Origin of the sequence: Streptomyces sp. CBMA29 (assembly GCF_014596445.1) — a bacterium.
Taxonomy (GTDB): Bacteria; Actinomycetota; Actinomycetes; order Streptomycetales; family Streptomycetaceae; genus Actinacidiphila.
In genome coordinates this window covers 1-14,202 of sequence record NZ_MECL01000149.1, presented here as the reverse complement: position 1 = coordinate 14,202, position 14,202 = coordinate 1, and the positions used below count along the sequence as shown (strand labels likewise).

The following is a 14,202-nucleotide window of genomic DNA, read 5'->3' as shown; positions in this document are numbered from 1 at the left end:
TGGCACGAGGGCGCGGTGGAAGCGGTGCTGATGCACTCGGCGTATGTCTTCGACGCCTCCACGTTCGAGATCTGGGCGCCGCTGCTCAGCGGCGGCCGGGTCGTCGTCGCACCCGACGGCGCCCTGCACGCACCGGTCCTGCGCGACATGGTGGAGCGCCACGCGGTGACCGCGCTGTTCCTGACCACCGCCCTGTTCAACCTGGTGGCCGAGGAGGAGCCGGCGGCGTTCGCCGGACTGCGCCTGGTCTGCTCCGGTGGCGAGGCCGCCGCCCCCGACCTGCTGCGACGGGTGGCCGCCGGCGCGCCCGGCGTGAGGGTGCTGCACGTGTACGGGCCCACCGAGACCACCACCTTCGCCACCCGCCACCACGTCACCGCCGACCCGCTGCCGGGACCGCCGCCCATCGGCCGACCCCTGGACGGCACGCGCCTGTACGTGCTGGACGACGCCCTCCGCCTGGTGCCGCCCGGCGTCGTGGGGGAGCTGTACGTCGGCGGCTCCGGCGTGGCGCGCGGGTACATCGGCCGCCCCGACCTGACCGCGACACGTTTCGTGGCGGACCCGTTCGGTACGGCGGGCGGCCGGATGTACCGCACCGGAGACCTCGTGCGCTGGACCGCGGGCGGCCAGGTGGAGTACGTCGGCCGCGCCGACGGCCAGGTCAAACTCCGCGGCTACCGCATCGAGCCCGCCGAGATCGAGTCCGTCCTGCTCACCGCGCCGGGTGTGCGCGCCGCGTGCGTCGTGGTGCGCGAGGACACGCCGGGCGACCGGCGGCTGGCCGCCTACCTCGTGCCGTCGGCCGACGGCCGCCCGGACGACGAGGCCCTGGTCCGCCACGTCACGCGCGCCCTGCCGTCGTACATGGTGCCCTCGGTGTTCGTCCCGCTGGACGCGCTGCCGCTGAACCCCAACGGCAAGGTCGACCGGCGCGCCCTGCCCGTGCCGCCGGCCGCGGTCCCGACCGGCCGCGCCCCGCGCACCCCGCGTGAGGAGGTGCTCGCCGGGCTGTTCGCCGACGTCCTGGGCGTGGCCGCCGTCGGCATCGACGACAACTTCTTCGCGCTGGGCGGCCATTCGCTGCTGGCCACCCGGCTCACCGGCCGGTTACGGTCGGCGCTGGGAGCCGAACTCGACCTGCGCACCCTCTTCGACCACCCGACGGTCGCCTCCCTCGCCGGGGCCCTCGACACCGCGGGCGCCCGCGGACCGGTCCTCGCCGCGCGACAGCGCCCCGACCCGCTGCCGCTGTCCTTCGCGCAGCAGCGGCTGTGGTTCCTCAACCGCGCCGAGGGCCGCCCCGGCAGCACGTACAACGTCCCGCTCGTCCTCGCGCTCGACGGCGACCTGGACGCGCGGACCCTGCGCGACGCGCTGGCCGACGTGGTCGACCGGCACGAGAGCCTGCGCACCGTCTTCGCCGAGGAGGACGGCGTCGCCCGGCAGGTGATCCGCCGCGGCGCCGACGCGGCGGCGCTCGTCCCGCTCACGGTCGCGCACGCGCCGTCCGACGAAGCCGGGGCAGGCGGCGATCGCGCGGGAGGCGCGGCAGCCCACGCTGTCCACGGGCACCGGCAGGGCCAGGAGCGGGCCGCCGCCTGGGCTGAGGAAACGGTACGGCACCTGACCTCGCTCCCCTTCGACCTCGCCGGTGACGCCCCGCTCCGTGCCCACCTGCTCGTGCTCAACCCCGCCCGGCACGTCCTGGTCCTCGTCCTGCACCACGTCGTCGCCGACGGCTGGTCGCTGGCCCCGCTCGTCCGTGACCTCGAAGCCGCCTACCGGGCCAGGACCACGGGCGCGGACACCCCCGACTGGCCCGCGTTGCGCGTGCAGTACGCCGACTACGCGCTCTGGCAGCGCGAACTGCTCGGCGACGACGCCCCGGACGGCCTGGGCGCACGCCAACTCGCCTTCTGGCGGGAGGCGTTGCAGGGCGCGCCCGGCCTTCTCGACCTGCCGCTCGACCGGCCCCGGCGCGCGGTGCCCACCCACCGCGGCGGCGCGCACCCGGTCGAACTGCCCGCCGCCACGCACACCGCGCTGGTCCGGCTCGCCCGCGCGTGCGGCCGTACCCCGTTCATGGTCCTCCAGGCCGCCCTCGCGGTGACGCTGCACGCGTACGGCGCGGGCACCGACATCCCGCTGGGCACGGCGGTGGCCGGACGTACCGACGAAGCACTGGACGACCTGGTCGGCTTCTTCGTCAACACCCTCGTGCTGCGAACCGACCTGTCCGGCGATCCGACCTTCCGTGAACTGCTGGACCGGGTGGGGCGGTTCGACCTGGCGGCCTTCGGCCACGCCGACCTGCCCTTCGAGCGGCTGGTGGAGGAGCTGAACCCCGAGCGCTCGGGCGACCACCACCCGCTCTTCCAGACCATGCTGGTCCTCCAGAGCCAGCGGCGGGCGCGGCTCGACCTGCCGGGTGTCACCGTCCACGACCGGTCCGAGCACACCGGGATCAGCAAATTCGACCTGACCCTCTCGCTGACGGAGGCCGCCCCCGACCCCGACGGAGACCCCGACGCCGACCCGGCCGACGCCGGCGGCATCAGCGGGTATCTGGAGTACGCCGCCGACCTCTTCGACCCGGACACCGCCCGCGACCTGTGCGACGGCTTCGTCCGTGTCCTCACCCAGGCGGTGGCCGAACCCGGCCTCACCGTAAGCGCGTTGGAGCCGATGGCACCCGGCGCGCGGGCCCGGCTCCTCGGCCGCGGACAGGGCGAGCGGCGACCGCTGCCGACCCGGACCGTGCCCGAGGCGGTCCGGGAGTGGGCCCAGCGCACACCCGGCGCCGTCGCCGTACGCGACGCGGGCACCAGCCTGACCTACGCCGCTCTCGACGCCCGCGCCGACACCCTCGCCCGGGTGCTGCGCGAGCGAGGGGTCGGCCGCGAGAGCGTCGTGGCCCTGGCCGTACCGCCGTCCGTGGACACCGTGGTGGCCATGCTGGCGGTCCTGCGGGCCGGCGGGGCCTACCTGCCCGTCGATCCGCGCTACCCGGCGGCGCGCATCCGGCAGATGCTCGACGACGCCGGGCCCGTCCTGCTGCTCACCACCGGGCGGATACGCGAGGGCCTGCCCGTCGGCGGCCCGCCCCGGCTCGCGGTCGACGATCCGGCCGACATGACGGCCGGTCCCATGGTGCGGGACCCGGGTCCGTCCCATCCGGCGGACCCCGCGTACGTCATCTACACCTCCGGTTCCACCGGCCGTCCCAAGGGCGTGGTCGTGCCGCACGGCGCGCTGGCCAACCACATGGCCTGGATGACGCGGTACTTGGGCGTCACCGCCGACGACCGGGTGCTCGCCCGCACCTCCACCAGCTTCGACGCGTCCGTCTGGGAGGTGTGGCTCCCGCTGGTGAACGGCGCCGAGGTCTGCGTGCTGCCGCGCGAGGCCAACGAGGAACCCCGTGAACTCGTCTCCTGGATGAGCGGGTTCGGCGTGACCCTCGCCCAATTCGTGCCCTCCCACCTCGCCCTCGTCCTCGCCGACGCGGGGAGCCACGCCCCGCTGCCCGCCCTGCGCGCCGTGCTGTGCGGCGGCGAACCGCTGCCGCGCGCCGTCGCGGCCGAGGTCGCCGCCCAATGGCGGGTGCCGACGCACAATCTCTACGGGCCGACCGAGGCGACCATCGACGCCACCGCCCACCGCGTGCCGGACGCGACGTCCGCGCCCGCCGGCCCTGACGCTCAGTCCGCCGGGTCCGCCGCGTCCGAGACCGTCCCGATCGGCCGCCCCGTCGACACCATGCGCGGATACGTCCTCGACGAGCGGCTGCGGCCCGTCCCGCCGGGCGTCACAGGGGAGTTGTACCTGGCGGGCCCCAACCTCGCGCGCGGGTACCTCGACCGGCCGGGGCTGACCGCCGCCCGGTTCGTCGCCGACCCGTTCGCAGCAGACCTCGCCGCCGCCACCCCCACCGTCCCCGGCGCCCCCGACGACCCGGCCTCCGCCGCCGGTACCCGGATGTACCGGACGGGCGACCTCGTGCGGTGGAGCCGGGACGGTCTGCTCGAATACCGGGGCCGCGCCGACGACCAGGTCAAACTCCGCGGATTCCGGATCGAGTTGGGCGAGGTCGAGGCCGAACTCGCGGCCCTGCCCGGCGTCACGGCCGCCTGCGCCGTCGTCCGCGAGGACGTCCCCGGCAGGGCCGTCCTGGTCGCGTACGCCGTCACCGGCGACCCGGCACCGCAGGCCGCCGGCCTGCGCGACGCGCTCGCCGGGACGCTCCCGCACCACATGGTCCCCTCGGCGGTCGTCGTGCTCGACGCCCTTCCGCTGCTGCCCAACGGCAAGGTGGACCGCCGCGCCCTGCCCGAGCCCGCCGCGGGCACCGGCGGCCCGGCCGGGCCGGGACGGCGCACCTTCCAGGAGGAACTGCTCGCCGGGATCTTCGCCGACGTCCTCCACGTCCCCCAAGTGCGGCCCGGGGAAAGCTTCTTCGACCTCGGCGGGCACTCACTGCTCGCGATGCGCGTCGTCAGCCGTATCCGCACCCTGCTGCACGCCGACGTCACCCTGCGCACGCTGTTCGAGCACCCGACCGTCGAGGAACTGGCCCGCGTCCTGGACACGCCGGGCCGCCGCCGACCCGCGGTGCTGCCCGTCACGCCGCGGCCCGACCCGCTGCCGCTGTCGTTCGCTCAGCGCCGCCTGTGGTTCCTCAACCGGCTGGAGGGCCCCAGCTCCACGTACAACATCCCGCTCGTCCTGCAACTGCGGGGCGCCCTGGACGCGGACGCCCTGCGCGGCGCGCTGCACGACACCGTCGCCCGGCACGAGGCGCTGCGCACGGTGTTCCCCGAACGGGACGGCGTACCGCACCAGTTGATCCTGCCGGCCGACACGGCCGCGCCCGCGCTGCCCGTCACGAGCACCGCCCCCTCCCGGCTGGAGGCGGCCGTCCTGGACGCCGTACAGGAGCCGTTCGACGTCGGCGCCGACCTGCCGCTGCGCGCGCTGCTGCTGCGCTCCGCACCCGAACACCACGTGCTGGTCCTGGTGCTGCACCACATCGCGGGCGACGGCTGGTCGCTGGCCCCGCTCGCCCGCCACCTCGGCGACGCCTACCGGGCGCGCCTGGCGGGCGAAGGGGACGAGGCGGCGCCCGGCCCGCGGCTCCAGTACGCCGACTACACCCTGTGGCAGCACGCCCTTCTCGCCGACGGCGCGAGTGACGGCGCGAGCGACAGCGCCGTGGAGGACCCCGCCGCCCACGGCGACGGCCTGCTGCGGGAACAGCTCGATCACTGGCGCGCCGCCCTCGACGGGCTGCCCGTCCTGATCGACCTGCCCTCGGACCGGCCGCGCCCGGCCGTCGTCGACCCGCGGGGCGCGGTCCACACCTTCGACGTGCCGCCCGCCGTGCACGACGGCCTGCTGAAGCTCGCCAGGGAGTCGGGGAGCAGCCTGTTCATGGTGCTCCAGGCGGCCGTCGCCACGCTGCTGAGCCGGCACGGCGCCGGAGAGGACATCCCGCTCGGCACCCCGGTGGCGGGCCGGACGGACGAGGCGCTCGAAGACCTGGTCGGGTTCTTCGTCAACACCCTCGTGCTGCGCACCGACCTGTCCGGCGACCCGTCCTTCACCGAACTCCTCACCCGCGTCAGGGAGTTCGACCTGACGGCCTACGCGCACCAGGACATACCGTTCGAGCGGCTGGTGGAGGAGCTCAACCCCGCCAGAGCGCGCGACCACCACCCGCTGTTCCAGACCATGCTCGTCCTTCAGAACCAGGACAGTCCCCGTCCCGACCTGCCCGGCGTCACCGTCGAGGACCGCCTCGTCCACAACGGCCTGAGCAAGTTCGACCTCACCTTCGCCTTCACCGAGGAGCCCGCCGGCGGCCCCGATTCCGCTGATTCCGCCGGCGCCCCCGATTCCAACGGCTCCCTGAGCGCCGGAATCGAGTACGCCACCGCCCTCTTCGACCGTGCCACTGTCGAAACCCTCGCCGCGCGCCTGGTCCGGCTGCTGGAGCGGGTCGTGGCCGATCCGGACCTGCGCCTGGCCGCGTACGACCTGATGACGCCGGACGAACACACCCGCATCACGCGCTGGGGCACCGGCCGCGCCCTGCCGGCCGGCCCGCGGGACGGCACTCTGGCCGCCGCCTTCGCCGCCCAGGCGCGGCGCACGCCGGACGCCGTGGCCGTCGTCGCCGACGACACCACCCTCGACTACGCGGGACTCGACCGGATCTCGGCCGACCTCGCCGGGGTGCTCGCCGGCCTCGGCGCCGGTCCTGAGACGCGGGTCGGTGTGCTGCTCGGCCGGTCCGCGGCGGTGGTGTCGGTGTCCCTCGGCATCGTCCGCGCCGGCGCCGCCTACGTCCCCCTCGACCGGCGCTGGCCCGACGAGCGCCACAGCCAGGTCGCCGACATCGCGGACATCCGCCTGCTCGTCGTGGATGAGGAGGCCGCACGATCGCCCCGGGTCGGCGCCGCCGGGACGCCGGTCGTGGTCGTGGACCGGCTCGGCCGGGTGCTGTCCGGGGCGCGCCGCCCCGCCGTCCCGACACCCGTGCCCGGCCCCGCGGCCCTGGCGTATGTGATGTTCACCTCGGGCTCGACCGGTCTGCCGAAGGGTGTCGGGGTGACGCACGGGGACGTGCTGGCGTTGGCGGCCGACTCGGCGTGGCACGAGGGCGCGGTGGAAGCGGTGCTGATGCACTCGGCGTATGTCTTCGACGCCTCCACGTTCGAGATCTGGGCGCCGCTGCTCAGCGGCGGCCGGGTCGTCGTCGCACCCGACGGCGCCCTGGAGGCGCACGTCCTCGACCACGCCGTCCACGAGCACGGCGTGACCGCCGTCTTCCTGACCACCGCCCTGTTCAACGTGATAGCGGAGACCGATCCCGGCGCCTTCGCGGGACTGCGGCTCGTCTGCGCCGGTGGCGAACTGGCCTCGCCCGACCTGATGCAGCGCGTCGCCCGGGTCGCGCCCGGAGCGCGTCTCCTGCACGTGTACGGGCCCACCGAGACCACCACCTTCGCCACCCGCCACCACGTCACCGAGGATCTGCCGACCGGGCCGCCGCCGGTCGGCCGCCCGCTGGACGGCATGGGCGGTCACGTCCTCGACCGCCACCTGCGACCGGTGCCGCCCGGTGTCACGGGCGAGCTGTACCTGGCGGGACGCGGCGTGGCGCGCGGGTACATCGGCCGCCCCGACCTGACCGCCACGCGCTTCGTGGCCGACCCGTTCGGTACGGCGGGCGGCCGGATGTACCGGACCGGCGACCTCGTGCGCTGGACCGCGGGCGGCCAGGTGGAGTACGTCGGCCGCGCCGACGGCCAGGTCAAACTCCGCGGCTACCGCATCGAACTCGGCGAGATAGAAGGGGCGCTGGCGGGCTGCGAGGGGGTCGCCGACGCCTTCGCCATGGTCAGGGAGGACGCCCCCGGTGACCGCCGGCTCGTGGCCTACGTGGTGCCCGCGGCCGACGGCCGCCCGGACGCCGGTGCGCTCGCGAGCGCCCTCGGGCACTCGCTGCCCGCCTACATGGTGCCGTCGGCGTTCGTCCTCGTCGGCACGCTGCCGCTGACTCCCAACGGCAAGGTCGACCGGCACGCGCTCCCCGAACCCGCCCGCCGCGCACCGGTCCGCACGCGGGCCGCCCGCACCGCCCGCGAGGAGATCGTCCGCGGCCTGTTCGCCGACGTCCTCGGGCTGCCGGCCGCGGCGGCCGACGACGACTTCTTCGCGCTGGGCGGCCACTCGCTGCTCGCCACCCGCCTCGCGGCCCGAGTCCGTACCGCGCTCGGTGTGGAGATCCAGGTCAGAGCCCTGTTCGAACATCCCACCCCGGCCCGGCTCGCCGACGCGCTCGACGACGCGCAGCGGGCCAGGACGCCGCTGCTGCGGGCCCCTTCCCGTCCCGACCCGCTGCCGCTGTCCTTCGCGCAGCAGCGGCTGTGGTTCCTCAACCGGTTCGAGGGGCCGAGCGCCACGTACAACGTGCCGATGGTGCTGCGGCTGGACGGTCCGCTCGACGCGGACGCCCTCGCGAGCGCCGTGGCCGACGTCGTCGAGCGGCACGAGAGCCTGCGCACGGTCTTCCCCGACACACGGGGTGTGGCGCGCCAGGTGGTGCGCGCCGCCGACGGCGCGGACATCGACCTCGCGCCGCGCGACACCGACCCCGGGCGGCTGGACGAGGCGCTGAGCGCGGAGGTGTCGCACACCTTCGACGTGAGCACCGGCCTCCCGCTGCGGGCGAGGCTGCTGCGGCTGGCCGACGACGCCCACGTCCTGGTCCTGCTGGTCCACCACATCGCGGGCGACGGCTGGTCGCTGGCCCCGCTCGCCCGTGACCTGGGCCTGGCCTACCGGGCCCGCGCCGCGGGCGAGGAGCCCGGCTGGACCGAACTCGCCGTCCAGTACGCCGACTACACGCTGTGGCAGCGGGAGCTGCTCGGCGCCGAGGACGACCCGTCCAGCCAGGCCGCGCGCCAACTGGACTTCTGGCGCGGCGCGCTCGACGGCGTCCCCGACCTGCTCGACCTGCCGTACGACCGGCCGCGCCCCGACGTCACCTCGCATCGCGGCGACGCGTTCTCCTTCGCCGTGGACGCCGGTACCCACCAGGCGCTGGCGGACCTCGCCCGCGCCCGCGGGTGCAGCCTGTTCATGGTGCTCCAGGCCGGTGTGGCGGTGCTGCTCTCCCGGCACGGCGCGGGCGAGGACATCCCGCTCGGCACCCCCGTGGCCGGGCGCACCGACGAGGCGCTCGACGACCTGGTGGGCTTCTTCGTCAACACCCTCGTACTGCGCACCGACCTGTCGGGGAACCCCACCTTCGGCGACGTGCTCGACCGGGTACGGGAGTTCGACCTGGCCGCCTACGCCCACCAGGACATTCCGTTCGAACGCCTGGTGGACAGCCTCGACCCGGTCCGCGCCCAGAACCGGCACCCGCTCTTCCAGACCATGGTCGCGCTCCAGAACCAGGCCGACGCCACCGTGGACCTGCCCGGCCTCACCGTGACCGGGCAGCAGGTCGGCACCGGCATCAGCAAGTTCGACCTGACGTTCACCTTCGCCGAGAAGCGGGACGACGTGAACGCGCCCGCCGGTCTCGACGCGGTCCTGGAGTTCTCCACCGAACTGTTCGCCCACTCCACCGCGCACGACCTGGCCGGCCGGCTCACCCGGCTCCTCGGCTCGCTCGCCGCCGAGCCGGAGCGGCCGGTGCACACCGCCGCCGTCCTGGCCGCCGACTGGCGGGCGGCGCTGCTGGCGGCCGGGCACGGCCCGCTGCGGCCCCCGGCGGGCACGATCCCCTCGGCGTTCGAGGCGCAGCGCGCCCGGACCCCGGCGGCCGTCGCGGTGTGCGCGGGCGCGCGCACCCTGACCTTCACCGAACTCGACGTGCTCTCCGAGGAGTTGGCGGACCGCCTGCGCGGTCGCGGGGTCGGCCGCGGCGACCTGGTCGCCCTCGCGATGCCCGGGACCGCGGACCAGACGGTCGCCATGCTGGCGGTGGCCAAGGCCGGGGCGGCGTATCTGGCGGTCGACCCCGAGTACCCGAGGGCCCGTATCGCCTTCATGATCGACGACGCCCGTCCCGTACTGCTGCTCACCCGCGGGGCCACCGCGCCGCCGGACCTGCCCGTACCCGTCCTGGACGTGGACGTGGACGTTGACGTGGACGCAGACTTAGACCCGGACGTGAATGCGGACGTGAATCCGGACGTGGACCCGGGGGTCGCCAACACCGGTGCGGCCGAACCGCGCGACGCGGCCTACGTCATCTACACCTCGGGCTCCACCGGGCGCCCCAAGGGCGTGGTCGTCACCCACGGCTCCGTCACCAACCACATGGCGTGGATGGCCGGCCACCTCGGACTCACCGACGACGACCGGGTCCTCGCCCGCACCTCACCGAGCTTCGACGCCTCCGTCTGGGAGACCTGGCTGCCGCTGCTCCACGGCGGTGCCACCTGCCCCGTCCCGCCCGCGGCCAACCACGACCCGGCGGGACTGCTCGCCCTGATGCGCGAGGCGCAGGTGACCATCGCGCAGTTCGTGCCCTCCCACCTCTCGCTCCTGCTGGCCGAGACCGACCCCGGCGACGCGCCCGAGAGCCTGCGCGCGGTGCTGTGCGGCGGCGAGCCGCTGACCCGGACACTGGCGGAGCGCGTCAGCCGCGACTGGCGGGCGCGGGTGCACAATCTCTACGGCCCGACCGAGGCCACCATCGACGCCACCGCCCACCTGTGGGGCGGGCGGCAGGACACCGACGGGTACGGGGAGAGCGTCCCGCTGGGCCGCGCCGTCGACAACACCCGCGCCTACGTCCTCGACAGCGGCCTCCAGCCCGTGCCGCCCGGAGTCACCGGGGAGCTGTACCTCGCGGGCGACGGTCTCGCCCGCGGCTACCTCGGCCGCCCGGCGCTGACCGCGGCGCGGTTCGTCGCGGACCCGCACGGGCCCGGCGGCGCCCGGATGTACCGCACGGGCGACCTGGTCAGATACGGCGCCGACGGCGAGCTCACCTTCGTCTCCCGCGCCGACGAACAGGTCAAGCTCCACGGCCTGCGCATCGAACCCGGCGAGATCGAGGCCGCCCTCACCGGCCTGGACGGGATCGCCGCCGCGTGCGTACTGGTGCGTGAGGACATACCGGGGGAGCGGCGCCTGGTCGCCTACACCGTCCCCGACCGGCCCGGCGCCCCGACCGACCGCGAACTGCGCGACCGCCTGGCCTCGGAACTGCCCGCCTACATGACGCCCGCCGTCTTCGTCCCGCTCGACGCGCTCCCGCTGCTGCCCAACGGAAAGACCGACCGCAAGGCGCTCCCCGCACCGGCCCGGCCCGCCGCCGCCCGGCCCGGAGGACAGCCGCGCACCGCGTCCGAGCGCGTGCTCTGCGAGATCTTCGCCGCGCTGCTGCACACCGGCACCGTCCGTACCGACGACGACTTCTTCGGTCTCGGCGGCGACAGCATCCTGTCGATCCAGCTCGTCAGCCGGGCGCGGGAGGCCGGGCTGAGCGTCACACCGCGCGACGTGTTCGCGCACCGCACGCCCGCGGCGATCGCGGCCGTCGCCGGAACACCCGGCCGGGACGTACCGGCCCCGGCCGTATCCGGCTCCGGCGAGCTGCCGCCCACCCCCATCGCCGCGTGGCTGCTGCGACGGCCGGGCAACGTCGGCGGGTACAACCAGTCGGGGGTGCTGCGCACCCCCGCGGGAGCGGACGAGGACAGCGTGGCCGCCACGCTCCAGCGCCTCATCGACCACCACGACACGCTCCGGCTGCGGGCCGTCAGGACCGGCGAGGACGGCCCCGTACTCGACGTGCTGCCGCCCGGCGCCGTGAGCAGCCGTCAGCACCTCACCCGCGTCGACGTCGCGGGACTCGGCGCCGACGCCGTCCGCGCCGTCCTCGCCGAGGCCGGGGAGCGGGCCCGGCGGCGGCTGCGGCCCGCGAACGGCGACGTGTTCGAGGCGGTCTGGTGCGACGCGGGACCGCACGCGCGCGGACGGCTGCTGCTCGTCGTGCACCACCTCGCCGTCGATGCCGTCTCCTGGCGCATCCTCGCCGAAGACCTCGCCACCGCCTGGCACGCCGTCACCTCGGCCCCGCCCGCGGACGGCCTGCCCGCCGTGGGCACGACCTACCGCGGCTGGGCGCGGCTGCTCGCCGCCCAGGCGCTGGAACCGGCGCGCGAAGCGGAACTCCCGCTGTGGGAAAGGGCGTTGAGCACCCCCGCGCCGCGCCTGGGAAACCGGCCGCTCGACCCCGGCCTGGACACCGCCGACCGGACCCGCACGGTGACCACCCGGCTGGCCGCCGCCTGGACCGGGCCGCTGCTCACCGATGTGCCCGCCGCCTTCCACGCGGGAGTCGGCGACGTCCTGCTCACCGGCCTCGCCCTCGCCCTGAACTCCTGGCACGCCCAACGGGCGTCCGACGGCGGCCCGTTGGCCGGCGGCACCGGCGTCCTGCTCGACGTCGAGGGCCACGGACGCGAGCAGATCGCCGACCACGTCGACCTGTCCCGTACCGTCGGCTGGTTCACCAGCCTCTACCCGGTCAGCATCGATCCGGGACCCGTCGATCCCCGCGACCCCGCGCGCTTCGGCTCCGCTCTCGTGGACCGCGCGCTCAAACGCGTCAAGGAACAGTTGCGGGCCGTGCCCGACCACGGCCTCGGATTCGGGATGCTGCGCCACCTCAACCCGGCCACCCGCACCCGGCTGGCCGCCCTGCCGGAACCGCAGATCGGCTTCAACTACCTCGGCCGGTACACCACCTCGCATCAGGACACCGCAGGGGCCGCGCGGCGGGACGCGGGCGCCGACTGGGAGGTACTGCTCGACGGCGGCGGCCCGCGCGCCCAGGACCCGGACATGCCCGTCCACCACGTCCTCGACATCAACGCGCACACCGAGGACCTGCCCGACGGCCCGTGCCTGGTGACCCGGTGGACGTGGCCCGCGGACCTGATCGGAGAAGAGGAGATCGACGCCCTGTCCGACGCCTTCGGCCGCGCCCTGCGCGCCATCGCCGAGCACACCGGACAACCCGACGCGGGCGGCTACACGCCCTCCGACCTACCGCTGGTCTCGCTCGACCAGGCCCAGATCGACCGGCTTCAGAACAAGTGGGGTGGACACAAGTGACCGGGTTCCAGTTGGAGGACGTACTTCCGCTGACACCGCTTCAGTCGGGGATGCTCTTCCACGCGCTGTACGACTCCGCCGCCGTGGACGTCTACACCGCGCAGTTCGTCTTCGACCTCGAAGGCACCGTGGACGTTCCCGCGCTGCGCGCCGCCATCGGCGCCCTGCTGCGGCGGCACGCCAACCTGCGGGTCGGCTTCCTGCACGAGGACCTGGACGAGCCCGTACAGGCGGTCGCCGCCCACGTCCCCGTACCGCTCGAAGAACTCGACCTGACCGGGCGGGACGGCTCGGCGGCGGCGCGGGAACGGCTCGGCGCTTTCCTCGCCGCCGACCGGACCCGGCGCTTCGACCTCACCTCACCGCCGCTGATGAGGTTCACCCTGGTACGCACCGCCCCCCGTCAGTCGCGGCTGGTCATGACGAGCCATCACATCCTGCTCGACGGCTGGTCGACACCGCTGCTGGTACGGGAGCTGTTCGAGCTGTACGCGAGCCGCGGCGACGACACCGCCCTGCCGCGCCCCACCCCCTACCGGACCTACCTCGCCTGGCTGGCCCGGCAGGACCGCGCCGCCGCCCTGGACACCTGGCGCACCGCCCTGGAGGGCTTGGAGGCCCCGACCCTGCTCGCCGGGCCCGGCCGGACCCGGACGGCCGCCGCCGACGACCTGCCAGGAACGCTCGTCCTCGACCTGGACGCGGCCACCACGACCCGACTGCGCGAGACCGCCCGCGCCCACCGGCTCACCGTCAATACCCTGGTCCAGGGTGCCTGGGGACTGCTGCTGACGCACCTCACCGGGCGCGACGACATCGTCTTCGGCACCACCGTCTCCGGCCGCCCGCCCGAGATACCCGGCGTCGAGTCGATGATCGGCCTGTTCATCAACACCGTGCCGGTACGGCTGCGCCTGGAGCCGGGCGAGACCCTGGCCGCGCTCCTGACCAGGCTCCAGGCCGAGCAGGGCCGCCTCCTGGACAGCCAGTACCTGGGCCTGACCGACATCCGCGGCGTCACCGGCCTGGACGAACTCTTCGACACCCTCGCGGTCTTCGAGAACTACCCGGTGGACGCCGCCGCGCTGAGCACCGCCCGGCGCGGCCTGCCCGGCCTCGACCTCACCGGCTTCACCGGCACGGACGCCGCCCACTACCCGCTCACCCTCACCATCGCGCCGGGCGACCGGCTGAGGATCACCTTCGGCTACCGGGCCGCCGTGCTCGACCACGACGACGTGGCCCGCACCGTCGCCCGCATGCGGCGCGTGCTGACCGCGATGGCCGACGGCCTCGACCGCCGCGCCGACACCGTCGACGTCCTCCTGGACGGCGAGCGGGACCGGCTGCTCGCCCTCGGGCGCGGCGCCCCGCTCCCCGTCGGCACCGCGGACACCAGCGTCTGGGACACCGTGCTGCGCCACGCCGCCGGCCATCCCGACCGGCCCGCCGTGACCGGCGCGGGCGAGCCGTTGTCGTACCGCGAACTGGCCGCCGTCGCGGGGGAGACGGCCCGCGCCCTGACCGGGCTCACCAGCGCGTCCGGCAGCC

At 75.0% G+C, this 14,202-nt stretch carries 2 protein-coding genes; both read left to right on the top strand.

The annotated features are described in order from the left end of the window. Nucleotides 1-12,651, top strand: a 12,651-nt coding sequence (locus tag BGM09_RS20030; RefSeq protein ID WP_188283026.1) for a non-ribosomal peptide synthetase, incomplete at its 5' end; no start/stop codon positions are given. Continuing rightward, the coding region (locus BGM09_RS20025) for a condensation domain-containing protein (protein WP_317452789.1) at nt 12,648-14,202 on the top strand (1,555 nt) is incomplete at its 3' end. The genes BGM09_RS20030 and BGM09_RS20025, both read left to right, overlap by 4 nt.